We start from the raw sequence: 16,732 nt of genomic DNA, 5'->3' as shown, positions 1-16,732 counted from the left end.
GTTTCGAAGGGTGAAGTTCTCGACTTTTTCTGCTTGTCGGAATAATTGGGCTCTGGCAGACTGGGGGCATGACGCTCCTGACCTCCGCCCCGGCCCCCGGGGGCGATGCAGACCACGACGGCGACGACGCGGGGGACGCGCTCACGCTCGGCCGCCGGGTACGCGAACAGCGCGCGCTGCGCGGAATGACGCTCGAGCAGCTTGCCGCCGCGGTAGACCGGGCGCCCTCCCAGCTTTCCGCGATCGAAAACGGCAAACGCGAGCCGCGCCTGCCGCTGCTGCGGGCTCTCGCCGCGGCGCTCGGCGTGACCGTCGACGAGCTGCTGCTCGACGAGGCGCCCAGCGAGCGCGCCGCCCTTGAGATCGCGGTGGAGCGCGCCCAGCGCGGCACGGTGTTCGGCTCGCTCGGCATCCAGCCGATCCGTGTGTCGAAGGCCACCAGCGACGACACCCTGAAAGCGATCCTCGGGCTGCACCAGGAGGTCGAGCGGCTGCACCGCGAGCGCGCGGCGACCCCCGAGGAGGCGCGCCGCGCGAACACCGAGCTGCGTGCCGAGATGCGGGTTGCCGGAAACTACTACCCGGACCTCGAGCGCGCCGCGCAGCAGCTGCTCGACAGCGTGGGCTACACGGGGGGCCCGGTGTCCCAGCGCCACACCGCGGGGGTGGCTGAGAAGCTCGGCTTTAGCCTCCACTATGTCTCGGACATGCCGCACTCAACGCGCTCGGTGATCGACCGGCGCAACGGCCGCATCTACCTGTCGAGCAACCTCCCCTCGCGGGATGCGCGAGCCCCGATCCTGCGTGCGCTCGCGAGCCTCGTGTGCGGGCACGAGGAGCCGCGCAACTACGCAGACTTCTTGCGCCAGCGCGTCGAGGCGAACTACCTGGCCGGCGCGGTGCTGCTCCCGGAGGCCGCCGCAGTGGACCTGCTCGTTGAGAGCAAGAAGCAGCGCCAGATTTCGATGGAGGATCTGCGCGATGCGTTTGGCGTCTCGTATGAGATGGCGGCCCACCGCTTCACGAACCTCGCGACCGAGCGCCTCGGCTTGCAGGTGCACTTCATGAAGGCACACGAGTCCGGCACGCTCATCAAAGCGTACGAGAACGACGGCGTGCGGTTCCCCTCGGACGCGCTCGGCAACTTCGAGGGCGCGATGGTGTGCCGCAACTGGACCGCGCGCACCGTCTTTGGGCAGTCGGACCGCTTCAACCCCTGGTACCAGTACACCGACATGTCGGCGGGCGGGACCTACTGGTGCACCTCGCGCGTGGAGAAGGCAAAGGAGGGGCTCTACTCGGTGAGCGTGGGCGTGCGCTTCGACGACGTGAAGTGGTTCCGCGGCCGGGAGACCCCGCATCGCTCGCGGTCGTTCTGCCCGGACGACCGCTGCTGCCGTCAGGCGTCGAGCGAGCTGACCACCAAGTGGGCGGCCGCGGCGTGGCCGGAAGCCGCGACCCCCACCAGCCTGCTCGCGGCGCTCCCCACCGGCACCTTTCCCGGGGTTGACGCGAACGAGGTCTACGCGTTCCTTGAGCAGAACGAGCGGCGCGCGTAGGCGATCGTCTCGGTCGAACACACGGTGAACCCTCAGCTCGGGGCCTCGGGTGGCGAGTCAAGTGATGAATCTGCTGAGACGGTACTCGAATCGCTGCACCGAGGTGCGCGGCGATGCCCCGCTGCGATAGCGTAGAGGGACTGAGCCAGTTGGCTCACCGAGGCCCCGAGATCAGGAGTGGGTGAGCACGTGAATATTGAAAATCACGCCCGTCGCGCAGACCACACAGAGGTGCGCGCAACACAGCAGTTCCGTGACGACCTCGGTGCAATGATTCGGAGCCGGGCAACTGATCTCACCATCGACGAGCGCGACGCGGTTGAGGCGCTGCCGTCTGGTGCCGCGCTGCTCGTGGTGCGGCGCGGCCCCGACCAGGGCGCGCGATTCCTGCTCGATCAGGACGTCACCGTTGCTGGCCGGCACCCGGCGGTCAACATCTTCCTCGACGATGTGACGGTGTCGCGACGTCACGCGGAGTTCCGCCGCTCGGGCACCACGTTCACGGTCGCCGACCTCGGTTCGCTGAACGGCACGTTCTGCGACGGGTCGCGCATCTCGGGTGAGGTCCCCCTGGAAGACGGGGTGGAAGTCCAGGTGGGCAAGTTCCGCTTCACGTTCTTTGCCTCACGCTTCGATCTGGCGGAAGGCGCCTAGCGTGGCGGGCGCGGCGGCCCGACCACTCTCGAACGGTCTGCTGAGTATCGGACAGGTGCTCGCGCGGTTGCAGGACGACTTCAGCGATCTGTCGCCGTCGAAGCTGCGCTTCCTCGAGGAGCAGGGGCTCGTCACGCCCGAGCGCACCAAGTCTGGCTATCGGAAGTTCTCGCAGGCGCACATCGAGCGACTGCGTCTCATCCTCACGCTGCAGCGCGACCACTATCTGCCGCTGAAGGTCATCGCCGAGGTGCTCGACGAACTCGACCAGGGGCGCGACCCGATCATCCCCGGCGCCGCGCCGCGCAGCGCGTCGAGCATTCTCGCGCCAAAGCGGGTGCTGAGCAGCGACGAGCTGTGCAGGTCCACCGGCGCGAGTGTGCGCTTCCTCGGCGAGGCGATTGCCGCGGGGCTGCTGCCGGCCGCCGAGGTGTTCCCGCACGACGCGGTCGCGCAGCTCACCGCCCTGCTCCGCCTGGCCGAGCGCGGGATCACGCCGCGGCACCTGCGCTCGCTGCGCGTGGCCGCTGAACGCGAGGCCGAGCTCATCACGCACGCGGTATCCACGCGTGGCCTGAAGAGCGGCACGCCGGCCGGGGCCGAGGACGCGCTCGAGTTTGCCGGCTACCTCGACACGGTGCGCTCCGGCGTGTTGCGTCGGCGTGTTTCCGGCGCCTAATTTCGGGGCTCCCGGATGCGCACTTCCGCGTCAATTCAACCCTCAAGTTGAGCTTGAGGGCGACACGGTGAAATTGGGCCTCGGCGGTCGTTGCACGGGTGGGGTCCGGTCGGTAGCGTTGTGAGGAGTTCGGCGCTCCGCGCCACCGAGAAAGGAACACCATGAAGGACACGCAGCACCCGCTCGGGGACGACGGTGCTTCACCGACCTTTGGTGATTCTCTCGACGCTGAACTGCTCTTCGACGACGGCCTGCCGCGTCCGAATCAGGATGGCGGCTTCAAGGGCGCCACGGCCGCTCGCGCGGCCGGGATCAGCTACCGGCAGCTCGACTACTGGGCCCGCACCGGGCTCGTCGAGCCCACCGTGCGCGGCGCGGCCGGATCCGGCTCGCAGCGCCTCTACGGCTTCCGCGACATCCTCGTCCTCAAGCTGGTCAAGCGGCTCCTCGACACCGGCATCTCGCTGCAGCAGATCCGCACCGCGGTCGCGCAGCTCCACGAGGCCGGTGTCCACGATCTGTCGCAGACCACGCTCATGAGCGACGGCGCGAGCGTCTACCTCTGCACGTCGAACGACGAGGTCATCGACCTCGTGAGCCGCGGCCAGGGCGTGTTCGGTATCGCCGTCGGGAAGGTGCTGCGCGAGGTTGAGACCTCACTCGTGGACATGGACGAGCACCGCGAGCAGTCGTCGACCGAGGTCGACGAGCTCGCCGCCCGCCGCGGCAAGGGCCGCAAGATTTCATAATCGCAGTCGCGGCGCCCGCGTGAGCCGGTGCGACCCGCGCACGAAACAGCCCCGCCCCGAAGCGCTCGGGACGGGGCTTTCTCGCGTGCGCGCTAGTCGGTGACGGTGGTCGCCTGTGCGGTCGGACCGCCGGTGCCGCGCTCGGCGTCCATTCCGGCTGAGCGGAGCACGCGATCCAGGATCGTGTCGAAGTTTGCGGCCATCTCCTGCGACGGCTCGCCCGGCCACATGTGCACGGGCTTGGCAGCGCCCTGCGCCTGCTGCAGCGACGGGCGCTCGGGCAGCTGCGGGGTGAGCACGAGCGGGCCGAACATCTCGCGCAGCTCGCGGATGCGGAACTGGTGCTCCATCGACTGCGGCTGGGTGCGGTTGATGAGGATCCCGAGCGGCTGGAGGCGCGGGCTCACGCCGCGGCGGATCTCCTCGATCGCGCGCAGCGCGCGGTCGGTCGCGGCGACCGCGAAGAGGCTCGGCTCGGCGACCACGAGCACGCGGTCGCTGGCGGCCCAGGCGGTGCGGGTGAGCGCGTTGAGCGACGGCGCGCAGTCGATCAGCACGAGATCGTACTCGGACTCGACGATCGCAAGCGCTTCTTCGAGCTTCCAGATGTCGCGAGCCGACGGGTGCGGGCCGTCGAAGTTGATGGAGGAGGGGCTACCGACCATGAGGTCGATCGTGCCGCCCTCGTGGTAGTCGTTCCAGCCGCTGTGCGCGATCGCGGCGCGCACCGTCTTCTCTTTGGGGCTCTCAAGGACGTCTGCGACGTTGAGGAACCCCTCGGGGCTCACCGCGAGACCGGTCGAAACGTCGGACTGCGGGTCGAAGTCCACGACGAGGGTCCGCAGGCCACGCGAGAACGCAGCCGATGCCAGGCCGAGAGTCACGGTGGTCTTGCCGACGCCGCCCTTGAGGGAGCTCACACTCAATACATGCACACCGTAAGTTTAGTCGATTCGGGCCGGGGGCTTGCTAGTCCCGGGCCGAAGTGTTCGCGCAGAACGGAAGCCGAAGCGCAGATTTGAGGCGGTGAGGGGCAAACGAGAGCGGTCGGCGCGTTCCTCCGAATTGCATCCGGAGTGCTCCGCACCGACCGCCTGGGCGCGGGCGGACCCCGAGGGGCCCGCCCGCCGAGTGTCCTGAGTTAGACCTCCGTCCCTGCGCTCAGCCGCCGGCGTCGGGTCAGGAGCACCAGGGCCCCGCCCGCGAGGAGCAGCGCGCCGAGCGCGGCGCCGGCGATCGGCAGCGCGCCGCCGGTCGTGGCGAGGCCCGCCTGCTCGATCGTGATCGGGCCCCAGCCAATGACGCTGCCGTCCGCGTTCGCGATCACCAGGCGGTGGTCGCCCAGTTCCACGTCCGCGGGGATGGTCAGCGCCGCGTTGCCCTGCGCGTCAACGGTCACGGTGACGAGGTGCCGCGGCGTGGAGAACAGCCACGCCTCAAGCGACTCGCCGGCGTGGTCAGCGCCGATGCCAACGCTGATCCGCTGGCCCGGCGTGACGGTGCCGGGGAAGGAGATCGCGCCTCTGAGTGCCTCGGTGAGGTCCGCCTCTGACGGTGCCTTCGGCGAACCGGATCCCGGATCCGTGCCGGGCTCGGTGCCCGGGTCGGTGCCGGGGTCGGTCCCCGGATCGGTGCCGGGGTCGGTTCCGGGGTCGGTGCCGGGGTCGGTGCCTGGGTCGGTTCCGGGGTCGGTGCCGGGGTCCGTGCCGGGGTCGGTGCCGGGGTCGGTTCCGGGGTCGGTGCCGGGGTCGGTTCCGGGATCGGTCCCCGGCTCGGTGCCCGGGTCGACCTTCGCGGGCTCGACCGCTGCGGTCGGCTCGCTCGTGACCGTCACGGGCAGGAACCGCTCCTTCGAGCCGGTGACCGTCACGGTGACGGTCTTGCCCTCGGCGCTCGCCGGAACCACGAGGGTGTCAGCGGCGGCATCAGCGACGGGGGTGCCGTCGACGGCCCACTCGTAGGCGAACGAGGTGCCCTCCGGCCAGCCGGTGGTCTCGGCGGTGAGGCTCTCGCCCACGCGGGCCTCGCCCGAAATCGCCGGGGCCGGTGCGGGTGCCAGCTCGTACTCCGCAACCTCGAAGCTCGTGCTGCAGTCCGTGCAGGTGCCGCCGAGCGTCGCGACGCGTGCGGACGCGTCGATCGAGCCGCCCGAGGCGGAATCGCTGACCGTGGCCCGCAGGCTCACGGTGCTGCTCCCGGCGAGCGGGGTCGCCGGGACCGCCCAGGTGAGCGTCGTTCCGTCGAGCGTGACGCCCTCCGGCAGCGGGCTCGCCAGCGTGGCGCTCTCGAGGAGCGAGGTCGCGTCGACCGTCACCACCGAGGCCGCGAGCGGGATCTTGCCGGTGTTCGCCGCACTCAGCGAGTAGACGATCTCGTCGCCGCGCTGCGCGGGCTCGGAGCGCTCCGGCGTGGTGAGGCTCACGGTGAGCTTCTCCGGCCAGGCCGGCTTGGCCGGCGTCATGATCCACGCGGTCCAGAATTCGGTAAGGTCCCGTCCCGAGAGCTCCTCGGCCAGTGCCTTGAGCTCGGTGCCGGAGACGCTGAGGCCGCCGTAGCGCGCCTGCCACTGGGCCACGGTCGCGAAGAACGCCTCGTCGCCGATGGAGATCTTCAGCGCCTCCCAGAACTGCGCGCTGCGCGTGTAGGTCTGGTAGCCGTAGAGCGTCCCGGAGTTCGTCTGCAGCCCGGGCGGCGTCGCCCAGTCCGCGGAGCTCGCTGCCTTCGTGTTCCAGGAGTTGAAGTAGGTCTGCTCCGTCGTGGCGCCTGAGCCGAACCCGGCCGCGCTGTTGTAGTGGGTCGGCCCCCACGTGGCCATGCCCTCGCCGATCCAGATGTCGGTCCACGTGGTCGGAGCCACGTTGTCGCCGTACCACTGGTGCACGAGCTCGTGGATGAGCGTGTTGCCGCCAACGCTGTTGGCGGAGGGGAAGAACGAGCGGTCCTGCGTCTCGAGCGCGTAGTTGATCGCGCTCGGCACCGTGTCGACCACCACGCCCGTGCTGTTGCCGGGGTACGGGCCGTAGACCTTCTCGAGGTTCTGCGTGATGGTCTGCAGCTGCGCCAGCCGGTTCGTGACCGTGGTCTTGTTCGCGGTGGAGAGCGTCGAGTCAACAAACGACCAGCTGGGGATCGTGCGCCCGTCGGTGAGCTGGATCGAGCTCTCGATGACGTCGTAGCGACCGATCCCGATGATCGCCAGCTCCGAGGCCATCTGCTTCTCCTGGCGCCACACCCACGTGGTGCGGCTGCCATCTGCGGACGGGGTGCGTGACGCGAGCTCGCCGTTGCTGACGGCGGCCGCGGCGGACGGGTTGGAGCCGTTCGCGGCGGAGAGCACCGACGGAATGTCGATCGTGAAGGTGTAGGTGGCCTTGTCTGCCGGCGTGTTGTTGTGCGGGTAGCCGGCCATCATGCCGATCGGCTGGCCGAGCAACATCGCGCCGTCGTTCGTGCGGCTCCACCCCTCGGCAGCACCGTCGAGGTCGATGTGGGTGACGGGAACGCCGTGGTAGGCGATCGTGGTGGTGAAGTCTCCCGAGACCGGGGTCGCCGGGGTGATCACGAGCTTGTACTTGATCGCAGCGGGGTTGATATCGCGCGTCCAGGTGGCGGGCTGCCCGTTCACGGTGATCGAGTCGATCTCCATGCCCTCGAAGTCGAGCGAGAACGTGCGCAGCGGCTGGGCCGCGCGCGCCGTCATCGTGGTCGTCGCGGCGGAGATGCTGCCGTCGACAAGCGTGCCGGTCTGCACGGCGTCCGGTGACCAGGCGAGTGCGACGTCGTAGTTGAGGGCGTCGTAGCCGCCGTTGCCGACGTTCGGGAAGACGCTGTCGTTCGAGGTCTGCGGGCCGTCGATGGCGTCATCGGCGAACGCCGCGGTCGTCGGCAGCATGAGCATGCTTGCCGCGAGGGCGAGCGTGGTGGCGGTGGCGAGGCGGCGGCGCGTACGCACGCCACCGCTCGGTCTTGTGGCGATCATAGGTTCCTTCAGCATTGGAGGGACGGACGAAACATCGCCTGCGGAGTCAGCGGTGACGATTCACACAGGTTGCGATAACAGTAATGGGGCAGTGTTTCGTGCGGAAGTCCCAGGGTCACCCTGGCGTATGCACCCCTCCAGGCCTGGTCTGGAGGGGCGCGCGAGCGCATGTTCCGCTCCGGGAACCGTTTCCATGTATCTTGATATCGAACGATTCGCGCGGTCTGGGCAACCGGCGTCGACCTGATACAGAGGAGTGTTTCTGCATGTTCACGAAGGTTTTGGTTGCCAATCGCGGTGAGATCGCTATCCGCGCATTCCGCGCCGCGCACGAGCTCGGGGCGTCGACCGTCGCCGTGTTTCCGTACGAGGATCGCAACTCGCTGCACCGGCTGAAAGCGGACGAGGCGTACCTGATCGGTACCGTGGGGCACCCCGTGCGCGCGTACCTCGACGTGTCGGAAATCGTGCGCGTGGCGCTCGAGAGCGGCGCCGACGCGATCTACCCGGGCTACGGCTTCCTCTCGGAGAACCCGGAGCTCGCCGCCGCCGCCGCGGCCGCGGGGATCCGCTTCATCGGCCCGGGGAAGCAGGCGCTCGAGATGGCCGGCAACAAGGTCGCCGCGAAGGAGCACGCGATCGCCGCGGGCGTGCCCGTCTTGCGCTCGACCCCGCCCTCGCAGGACATCGAGGCGCTGGTCGCCGGGGCGGCCGAGATCGGTTTCCCGGTGTTCGCGAAGGCGGTCGCCGGCGGCGGCGGGCGCGGCATGCGCCGCGTGGAGCGGCCCGAGGATCTGCGCGACGCGCTCGAGAGCGCCATGCGCGAGGCCGAGTCCGCGTTTGGCGACGCGACGATGTTCATTGAGCAGGCGGTGCTTCGGCCGCGGCACATCGAGGTGCAGGTGCTCGCGGACGCGACGGGCGCGACCGTGCACCTGTACGAGCGCGACTGCTCGGTGCAGCGCCGGCACCAGAAGGTCGTGGAGATCGCCCCGGCCCCGAACCTCTCCGAGGAGAAGCGCGCCGAACTGACCCGCGACGCGATCGCGTTCGCGCGCTCGATCGGCTACGAGAACGCCGGCACGGTCGAGTTCCTGCTCGACACCGAGGGGGAGCGAGCGGGCGAGCACGTGTTCATCGAGATGAACCCGCGGATCCAGGTGGAGCACACGGTCACCGAGGAGGTCACCGACGTCGACCTCGTGCGCGCGCAGATGCGGATCGCCGCCGGCGCGACGCTCGCGGAACTGGGGCTCACGCAGGATCAGATCCAGCTGCGCGGCGCCGCGCTGCAGTGCCGCATCACCACCGAGGACCCGGCGAACGGATTCCGCCCAGACCTTGGCCGCATCACCGCGTACCGCTCGCCGGGCGGCGGCGGGGTGCGCCTCGACGGCGGCACGATCAACGCGGGCGCGCAGATCAGCCCCCACTTCGACTCGATGCTCGCGAAGCTCACCTGCCGCGGCCGTTCCTTCGAGGACGCCGTGGTGCGCGCCCGCCGCGCCCTCGCGGAGTTCCGGATCCGCGGGGTGGCCACGAACATCCCGTTCCTGCAGGCGGTGCTCGCAGACCCGGCGTTCCAGGCCGGCGACGTGGCCACCTCGTTCATCGAGGAGCGGCCCGAGCTGCTCAACATGAACAAGCCGAAGGACCGCGCGACCCGCTTGCTGCAGCACGTGGCAAACGTGACGGTGAATCAGCCAAACGGGCAGCGGCCGGCCGGCATCGATCCGGCTTCAAAGCTCCCCGCCGTCGACCTTTCGCAGCCGGCCCCCGCGGCCGCCCGGACCCGGCTCCTTGAGCTCGGGCCCGAGGGCTTCGCGAAGCAGCTGCGCGAGCAGACCGCGCTCGCGGTGACCGAGACCACCTTCCGCGACGCGCACCAGTCGCTGCTCGCGACCCGCGTGCGCACCAAGGACCTCGTGCGCGTTGCCCCGCACGTCGCCCGGCTCACCCCGCAGCTGTGGTCGGTGGAGGCCTGGGGCGGGGCGACCTACGACGTCGCGCTGCGCTTCCTCGGCGAGGACCCCTGGGAGCGGCTCGCCGCGCTGCGCGAATCGCTCGGCGACATCCCCATCCAGATGCTGCTGCGCGGACAGAACACCGTGGGCTACACGCCCTACCCCGCAAACGTTGCGCGCGCGTTCGTGCGCGAGGCCGCGGCCACGGGCGTCGACGTGTTCCGCATCTTTGACGCGCTCAACGACGTGAACCAGATGCGCGTCGCGATCGACGCGGTGCGCGAGACCGGCACCACCGTCGCCGAGGTCGCCATGGCGTACACGGGCAACCTGCTCTCGCCCTCCGAGGACAAGTACACGCTCGACTACTACCTCGGCCTGGCCGAGCAGATCGTCGACGCCGGCGCGCACGTGCTCGCGATCAAAGACATGGCCGGGCTGCTGCGCCCCGCCGCGGCCGCGAAGCTCGTCACCGCGCTGCGCGAGCGTTTCGACCTGCCCGTGCACCTGCACACGCACGACACTCCGGGCGGGCAGCTCGCGACGCTGCTCGCTGCCGCGCAGGCCGGCGTCGACGCGGTCGACGTTGCCTCGGCTCCGATGTCCGGCACCACGAGCCAGCCGTCGCTGTCCGCGCTCGTCGCGGCCCTCGCTGACACCGAGCGCGACACCGGTCTCGACGCCGACGCCGTGTTCTCCCTCGAACCCTACTGGGACGCCGTGCGTTCGGTGTACCAGCCGTTCGAATCGGGCCTGCCGTCGCCGACGGGGCGTGTGTACACGCACGAGATCCCCGGCGGGCAGCTCTCGAACCTGCGCCAGCAGGCGATCGCGCTCGGCCTCGCGAACGACTTCGAGAAGATCGAGGACATGTACGCGGCGGCCGACCGGATCCTCGGCCGAATCCCCAAGGTGACGCCCTCGTCGAAGGTGGTCGGCGACCTCGCCCTGCACCTCGCCGCCGCAGATGCCGACCCGGCCGACTTCGAGGCACACCCCGAGAACTACGACATCCCCGACTCGGTGGTCGGTTTCCTCGCGGGAGAGCTCGGCGAGATCCCGGGCGGGTGGCCCGAGCCGTTCCGCAGTCGCGTGCTGGCGGGGCGCACCGTCGACATCTCGATGACCCCCGTCTCGGCCGAGGACGCCGCCCTGCTCGAGGGCGAGAGCGGCGACCGGCGGAGCACGCTCAACCGGCTGCTGTTCCCCGCGCCCACGCGGCAGTACGAGCAGGATCGCGCGCAGTACGGCGACCTGTCGGTGCTCGACACCCCGGATTACCTCTACGGGCTCGAGGCCGGCACGGAGCGCGCGATCGACCTCGCGCGCGGTGTGCGACTCTACGTGGGACTCGAAGCGATCGGCGAGGCAGACGACAAGGGGGTGCGCACCGTGATGGTGCGCGTTAACGGCCAGCTCCGCCAGGTGTTCGTCAAGGACGAGAGCGTGGCCGTCTCCGCGCCGGTTGCCGAGAAGGCGGACCGCACCGTGCCCGGGCAGGTGCCCGCGCCGTTCTCCGGCACCGTCACCGTCAAGGTGGCCGTGGGCGACACGGTCGCCGCGGGGCAGCCGGTCGCCACGATCGAGGCGATGAAGATGGAGGCCGCGATCACGGCGCCGACCGCCGGGACCGTCGACCGGATCGTCTTCGCGGGTACCCGCGGGCTCGAGGCTGGCGACCTCATCGTCGTGATCGTCTAGAATATCCGGGTGGCAGTACGAGACATTCGCCTGTTCGGCGACCCGGCCCTTCGCACCGTGTGCGACCCGATTACGGAGATCACCGAGGGGGTACGGGCGCTCGTCGAAGACCTCTGCGACACCGTGGCCTTCGACGGGCGCGCCGGGCTCGCCTCCACCCAGATCGGGCATCACCTGCGCGCGTTCTCGCTCAACATCGACGGGCAGGTGAGCTACGTGCTCAACCCGGAGATTGTGGCGCTCGAGGGGGAGCCGGTGCTCACCGGGGAGGGCTGCCTGTCGGTGCCCGACCTCTGGTTCGAGGTGCTGCGATACCCGCGGGCGACCGTGCGCGGGATCGACCTCGACGAGAACGAGCTGGTCATCTCGGGGGAGGGCCTGCTGGCGCAGGCCCTCCAGCACGAGTGCGACCACCTCGACGGCAAGCTCTACATCTCCCGGCTCGACCGCGAGTCGCGCGGCGAGGCGATGCGCCAGATCCGCACCTCCAGCTGGTTCTAGGGGCGTTCCCGCGCCCCCTACGGCGTGACCGTGCGGTACTTCCCGTCAGACTCAAAGACCGAGCCGTCATCGCGCGTGATCCGCACCCGCACGTCGAGATCCTCGCCCGCGAGGAAGCGGCGCTCAAGCTCCTCGGCCTGCTCGGCGTACACACGCAGCTGCGCGGCGTTCTCCGCCGAGGCCGGGACGAATCGCAGCGCGCTGCGCAGATCGGTGAGGGAGTAAAGGTACGCGGCGATGTAGTCGGGATCGACCGCGTCGCCGCCCGGGACCATGCCCGTGATGCTGCCGTCCGCGATCGCGTCGCCGTACTTCTCGTGCAGCTCGATGATCGCGTCGGTGTCTTCCTGTGCCTGCGCGGCGGAGCCGGGCGGCGTCGAATCTGAGGACTCCGGAGAGTCGGGAAGCGCGGGGGCCTCGGCCGACGGCGGAAGCGGTGCGACGGGCACATCGCGCGCCGACGCGAGGAAGGTGCCGAGCGCGCTGATGGCGAGCAAGCCCCCGATCAGCGTGGTCAGCGCGAGCGCGCCGCCGGCGATGATGAGGGCGATCGCCCAGCCCGGGAGGCCGCGCGGCTGGGGCTGATCGGTCATCTCGGCTTCTCCTCGGTGCGGTGCGGTGCGGTGTTCGTGCGTGCGGTGTGTGAGCGTACGGTGTGTGAGCGTGTCACGTGCGCGGCGTCGCGGGGCGGCCGCGCGCTGCTGCTCAGGCTACCAGCGCCGCATCACGCGAAAACCCCCGCGCCGTCCCGAATCGGAGACGGTGCGGGAGCCCCACAGCGCGCCGCACCCCGGGCGCCTGCCCGGGGTGCCACACCCTACGCGTGCTGCGTGCTGACGATCTCCGTCTGCGGGTTATCGCCGTAGAGCTTCGTGATCTCGCTCGAGAAATCGCGGAGAATTGCGTCTCGCCGAATGCTCATCTTGGGGGTGAGATGGCCGTTCGCCTCCACGAACTCGAGCGGCAGGATCACGAACTTGCGGATCGACTCGGCGCGCGACACGTACTTGTTGCCGCCGTCGATCGCGCTCTGCACCTCCGCGAGCACCTTCGGGTTGCGCGCGGCCTCGTCGAGGCTCATGTTCGGATCCTCGCCCTGGTTGTTGAGCCAGGCGGGCAGCATCTCCGGGTCGAGCGTCACGAGTGCCGAGATAAACGGCTTCTGGTCGCCCACCACGACCACCTGGCCGATGATCGTGTTTGACCGGATCGGGTCTTCGAGCGCCGCGGGGGAGACGTTCTTGCCGCCCGCGGTGACAATGATCTCCTTCTTGCGCCCGGTGATCGTGAGGTAGCCGTCGTCGTCGAGCTCGCCCAGGTCCCCGGTACGGAAGAAGCCGTCGTCGGTGAACGCGGCGCGCGTCGCCGTCGGATTCTTCCAGTACTCCTTGAACACGTCGATGCCCTGGATCTCGACCTCGCCGTCGTCGGCGATCCGGATCGTGTGACCGGGCAGCGCCGGACCGACGGTGCCGATCTTGAACTTATCCGGGAGGTTGACAGAGACGGGGGCGGTGGTCTCCGTGAGCCCGTACCCCTCGAGGATCTTGACCCCGAGGCTGCGGTAGAAGTGCCCGAGGTAGTGGCTGAGCGGGGCGGAGCCCGACACCGCGAAGCGCACGTTGCCGCCGAGCTTCTCGCGCAGCTTGCCGTAGACGAGGCGATCGAACACCTTGAACTTGAGCCCGAGCATGAACGGCACCTTGCCAGCGTCGAGCGCCTCCGAGTGCTGCACCGCGACCTTGGCGGCGGCGCGGAAGATGTTGCCCTTGCCGTCGGCCTCGGTGCTCTGCTCGGCCGAGTTGTACACCTTCTCGAACACGCGGGGCACAGCGAGCAGGAAGGTCGGCTTGAACGAGCCGAGCGAGGGGAGCAACTGGGTGGTGTCCGGCTGATGCCCCACCCGCACGCCCGCGTGCACCGCGAGCACCGAGATGAAGCGGGCGAACACGTGCGCGAGCGTGACGAACAGCAGCGTCGACGCGCCCGGCTGCACCACCTGGTCGAGCGCGCTGCCGGCGTTGCGGGCCAGGTCAACGAAGTTCGAGTGGGTGAGCACGCACCCGCGCGGGCGCCCGGTCGAACCCGAGGTGTAGATCAGCGTGGCCATGTCACTGCCGACCGCAATGTTGCGGCGGCGCTCGATCTCCTCGTCGGAGATCTCCGCGCCCCGCTCGGTGAGGGTGGCGATCGCGTCCTCGTCGAGGCGCCAGTCGAGCTCGAGCGCCGACAGATCGCTGCGGATCTCCGCGACGCGTCCGGCGTGGTCGTCGGTCTCGGTGATGACCGCCCGGGCTCCCGAATCCTCGAGGATCCAGTGCACCTGGAGCGGCGAGGACGTCTCGTACACCGGCACCATGACGGCGCCGGCGTAGTGCAGTGCGAAGTCGATGAGCGTCCACGGGTAGCTGGTCTTGCAGATCAGCCCGACCCGGTCACCGGGCTCGATCCCCGCGGCGGCGAAGCCCTTTGCAAGTGCGACCACCTGCGCCCGGAACTCCGTTGCGCTGATGTCGCGCCACCCGTCGCCCACGGGCACTGAAAACAGTGGCCGGTCCGGGGTCGCTGCAACGCGCTGCTCCAGCAGGTCGGAGATGTTGTCCTCGGGGACGGGCGGGATGAGAATGGGCGTTTGAGACTGTTTCACGGCAGCTCCCTTGATACCTCGTACAGGTCTTCACGGTGTGCGGCAGCAATCGCCGCAACTTCAGAAAGAGCCTATACGCATACGCGGAGAGGTCCCTGGGTCGGCTATTCTGGTCACGGCCGAGAGGAAACCTGCGACTGTGCTCTACTGGATATTCAAACACCTGATCATCGGGCCGTTTTTGAAAACGCTCTATCGCCCGTGGGTGGAGGGTGCCGAGAATATTCCGGCGACCGGCCCCGTAATTCTTGTGGGAAATCACCTCTCGGTGGTCGACTCATTTTTTTTGCCGGTCATGATCGACCGGCGTGTGTACTTCCTCGCGAAGAGCGACTACTTCACCGGCAAGGGGCTCAAGGGCTGGATCGTGAAGACCTTCATGACCGCCGTGGGGCAGCTCCCCATCGACCGCTCGGGCGGCAAGGCCTCCGAGGCGTCGCTGAACACTGCGCTCGGGGTGCTCGACCAGGGCGAGGTACTCGGGATCTACCCCGAGGGCACCCGCAGCCCAGACGCGCGGCTCTATCGCGGGCGCACGGGCGTGGCGCGCATGGTGCTCGAATCGGGTGCCACCGTGGTGCCGGTCGTGATGATCGACACTGAAAAGGCGATGCCGATCGGCGCAAAGATCCCCAAGATCCGGCGCATCGGCACCGTCGTGGGGAAGCCCCTCGACTTCACCCGCTTTGCCGGGATGAGCGCGGACCGCTTTGTGCTGCGCAGCGTCACCGACGAAATCATGCTCGAGATCCAGAAGCTCAGCGGCCAGGAGTACGTCGACGTGTACGCGTCAAGCGTACGTGCGCGGGCGTAACACGCCAGCTTCGGCCCAGTCGCGAGTAGTAAGCTGAGTACTTCCGGCGTTCCGCCGATGTCAGGCGTACCCGTCCGACCGAACCCAAGGGAAACACGATGATGAGTCAGACCACTGAGACTGCAGAAACGCGAGCGTTCGAGGGGCTTGATGCCTATCGCGCGCTTGAGGCGAAGCAGCAGCCGGTCTGGCCGGATCCGGCGGCCGCGGCCCGCGCCTCAGCGGAGCTCGCAACGCAGCCCCCGCTCGTGTTCGCCGGGGAGGCCGACCTGCTGCGCGAGCGGCTCGCGGCTGCCGCGCGCGGCGAGGCGTTCCTGCTCCAGGGCGGCGATTGCGCGGAGACCTTCGCTGCCGCGACGGCCGACAAGATCCGGGACCGGGTGAAGACGCTGCTGCAGATGGCGGTCGTGCTCACCTACGGCGCCGCAATGCCGGTGATCAAGGTGGGCCGCATGGCCGGGCAGTTCGCGAAGCCCCGCTCCAGCACCACCGAGACCCGCGAGGGCGTCACCCTGCCCGCATACCGGGGCGACATCGTCAACGGCTACGACTTCACCCCGGAGTCGCGCGCGGTGGACCCCGAGCGCCTGATCCGCGGATACCACGTGTCGGCGTCGACGCTCAACCTGATTCGCGCATTCACGCAGGGCGGCTTTGCCGACCTGCGCCGCGTGCACGAGTGGAACAAGGGCTTCGTGTCGAACCCGGCGAACCAGCGCTACGAGTCGCTCGCCGCCGAGATCGATCGCGCGCTCAAGTTCATGGACGCGTGCGGCGTCGATCACACGGCGCTGACGCAGACCGAGTTCTACGTGAGCCACGAGGCACTGCTGCTCGACTACGAGCGGCCGCTGACCCGCGTCGACTCGCGCACCGGCGACCTCTACGACACGTCGGGCCACATGCTCTGGATCGGCGAGCGCACTCGCGACATCGACGGCGCGCACGTCGAGTTCCTCTCTCACGTGCGCAACCCGATCGGCGTCAAGCTCGGACCCACCGCGACCGTGGACGACGCGCTGCGGCTCATCGACAAGCTCGATCCCGAGCGCGAGCCGGGCCGGCTCACGTTCATCACGCGCATGGGGGCCGGCAAGATTCGCGACGTGCTCCCCGGGCTGCTCGCTGGCGTCCGCGACGCCGGCGCAACGCCGCTCTGGGTCACTGACCCGATGCACGGCAACGGGATCACCACGGCGACCGGGTACAAGACCCGCCGGTTCGACGACGTGATGGACGAGCTGCGCGGCTTCTTCGAAGCTCACCGCGAGGTCGGCACCGTGCCGGGCGGCATCCACATCGAGCTCACCGGCGACGACGTGACTGAGTGCCTCGGCGGCTCGGAGAACATCGACGAGGCCACGCTCGCGACCCGCTACGAGTCGCTGTGCGACCCGCGCCTCAACCACATGCAGTCCCTCGAGCTCGCCTTCCAGGTGGCGGAGGAGCTCAAGCAAACGAACCGCTAGGCGGCTCTGAGACACC

At 69.2% G+C, this 16,732-nt stretch carries 12 protein-coding genes; 8 read left to right on the top strand and 4 right to left on the bottom strand.

Features of this window, described 5'->3' with window-relative positions; all coding sequences use genetic code 11:
• Positions 1-68 precede the first annotated feature (68 nt).
• The 4 genes from EV139_RS14710 (at position 69) to EV139_RS14695 (ending at position 3,641) form a co-directional block, all read left to right on the top strand.
• Positions 69-1,559, top strand: coding sequence for an XRE family transcriptional regulator (locus EV139_RS14710; protein WP_130455393.1), 1,491 nt, complete (start codon positions 69-71; stop codon positions 1,557-1,559).
• Between the two features lie 189 nt (positions 1,560-1,748).
• Complete coding sequence (locus tag EV139_RS14705) at positions 1,749-2,213, top strand: FHA domain-containing protein (RefSeq protein ID WP_241989071.1); 465 nt, start codon at positions 1,749-1,751, stop codon at positions 2,211-2,213.
• A gap of 1 nt (position 2,214) precedes the next feature.
• On the top strand, positions 2,215-2,892 hold the full coding sequence (ftsR, locus tag EV139_RS14700; RefSeq protein ID WP_130455391.1) for a transcriptional regulator FtsR: 678 nt from the start codon (positions 2,215-2,217) through the stop codon (positions 2,890-2,892).
• Positions 2,893-3,053: 161 nt separating this feature from the next.
• A complete protein-coding gene (locus EV139_RS14695; protein WP_237465425.1) occupies positions 3,054-3,641 on the top strand; it encodes a MerR family transcriptional regulator in 588 nt (195 codons plus the stop codon).
• A gap of 92 nt (positions 3,642-3,733) precedes the next feature.
• Here the strand turns inward: EV139_RS14695 and EV139_RS14690 are convergent, their stop codons facing one another.
• Together EV139_RS14690 and EV139_RS14685 are read right to left on the bottom strand one after the other, a co-directional pair.
• Positions 3,734-4,576: a ParA family protein gene (locus EV139_RS14690; protein ID WP_241989070.1), complete on the bottom strand. Its 843-nt coding sequence runs from the start codon at positions 4,574-4,576 to the stop codon at positions 3,734-3,736.
• A gap of 206 nt (positions 4,577-4,782) precedes the next feature.
• On the bottom strand, positions 4,783-7,620 hold the full coding sequence (locus EV139_RS14685; protein ID WP_198677591.1) for a M1 family metallopeptidase: 2,838 nt from the start codon (positions 7,618-7,620) through the stop codon (positions 4,783-4,785).
• Between the two features lie 266 nt (positions 7,621-7,886).
• On the opposite strand from EV139_RS14685, the gene EV139_RS14680 reads away from it, so the two are divergent.
• Both EV139_RS14680 and def read left to right on the top strand, forming a co-directional pair.
• Positions 7,887-11,285 carry a pyruvate carboxylase gene (locus tag EV139_RS14680; protein ID WP_130455387.1) on the top strand — a complete coding sequence of 1,133 codons (3,399 nt, stop codon included), beginning with the start codon at positions 7,887-7,889 and terminating at the stop codon, positions 11,283-11,285.
• Positions 11,286-11,294: 9 nt separating this feature from the next.
• On the top strand, positions 11,295-11,786 hold the full coding sequence (gene def / locus EV139_RS14675; RefSeq protein ID WP_130455385.1) for a peptide deformylase: 492 nt from the start codon (positions 11,295-11,297) through the stop codon (positions 11,784-11,786).
• A 17-nt stretch (positions 11,787-11,803) separates the two neighbouring features.
• Here def and EV139_RS14670 read toward each other — a convergent pair whose 3' ends face one another.
• Positions 11,804-12,379, bottom strand: a complete 576-nt coding sequence (locus EV139_RS14670) for a hypothetical protein (RefSeq protein WP_130455383.1) — start codon at positions 12,377-12,379, stop codon at positions 11,804-11,806.
• Between the two features lie 224 nt (positions 12,380-12,603).
• Positions 12,604-14,433 (bottom strand): AMP-dependent synthetase/ligase, encoded by a 1,830-nt coding sequence (locus tag EV139_RS14665; RefSeq protein ID WP_130455381.1) that lies wholly within the window; start codon positions 14,431-14,433, stop codon positions 12,604-12,606.
• A 139-nt stretch (positions 14,434-14,572) separates the two neighbouring features.
• Here EV139_RS14665 and EV139_RS14660 point away from each other — a divergent pair, with 139 nt between their 5' ends.
• Positions 14,573-15,247: a lysophospholipid acyltransferase family protein gene (locus EV139_RS14660; RefSeq protein WP_130455379.1), complete on the top strand. Its 675-nt coding sequence runs from the start codon at positions 14,573-14,575 to the stop codon at positions 15,245-15,247.
• Positions 15,248-15,345: 98 nt separating this feature from the next.
• Complete coding sequence (locus EV139_RS14655) at positions 15,346-16,716, top strand: class II 3-deoxy-7-phosphoheptulonate synthase (RefSeq protein WP_130455377.1); 1,371 nt, start codon at positions 15,346-15,348, stop codon at positions 16,714-16,716.
• Positions 16,717-16,732 lie beyond the last annotated feature (16 nt).

It is taken from the genome of Leucobacter luti (assembly GCF_004217175.1).
Taxonomy (GTDB): domain Bacteria; phylum Actinomycetota; class Actinomycetes; order Actinomycetales; family Microbacteriaceae; genus Leucobacter; species Leucobacter luti.
Note: the sequence above shows the minus strand (reverse complement) of the source record. Positions and strands in the feature narration are given on the sequence as shown.

Excerpts from the sequence above, each read along its gene's own strand:
- EV139_RS14655 (WP_130455377.1), top strand. The coding sequence starts at position 15,346 with ATGATGAGTCAGACCACTGAGACTGCAGAAACGCGAGCGTTCGAGGGG.
- EV139_RS14670 (WP_130455383.1), bottom strand. The coding sequence starts at position 12,379 with ATGACCGATCAGCCCCAGCCGCGCGGCCTCCCGGGCTGGGCGATCGCC.
- EV139_RS14710 (WP_130455393.1), top strand. The coding sequence starts at position 69 with ATGACGCTCCTGACCTCCGCCCCGGCCCCCGGGGGCGATGCAGACCAC.
- EV139_RS14685 (WP_198677591.1), bottom strand. The coding sequence starts at position 7,620 with ATGATCGCCACAAGACCGAGCGGTGGCGTGCGTACGCGCCGCCGCCTC.
- EV139_RS14695 (WP_237465425.1), top strand. The coding sequence starts at position 3,054 with ATGAAGGACACGCAGCACCCGCTCGGGGACGACGGTGCTTCACCGACC.
- EV139_RS14680 (WP_130455387.1), top strand. The coding sequence starts at position 7,887 with ATGTTCACGAAGGTTTTGGTTGCCAATCGCGGTGAGATCGCTATCCGC.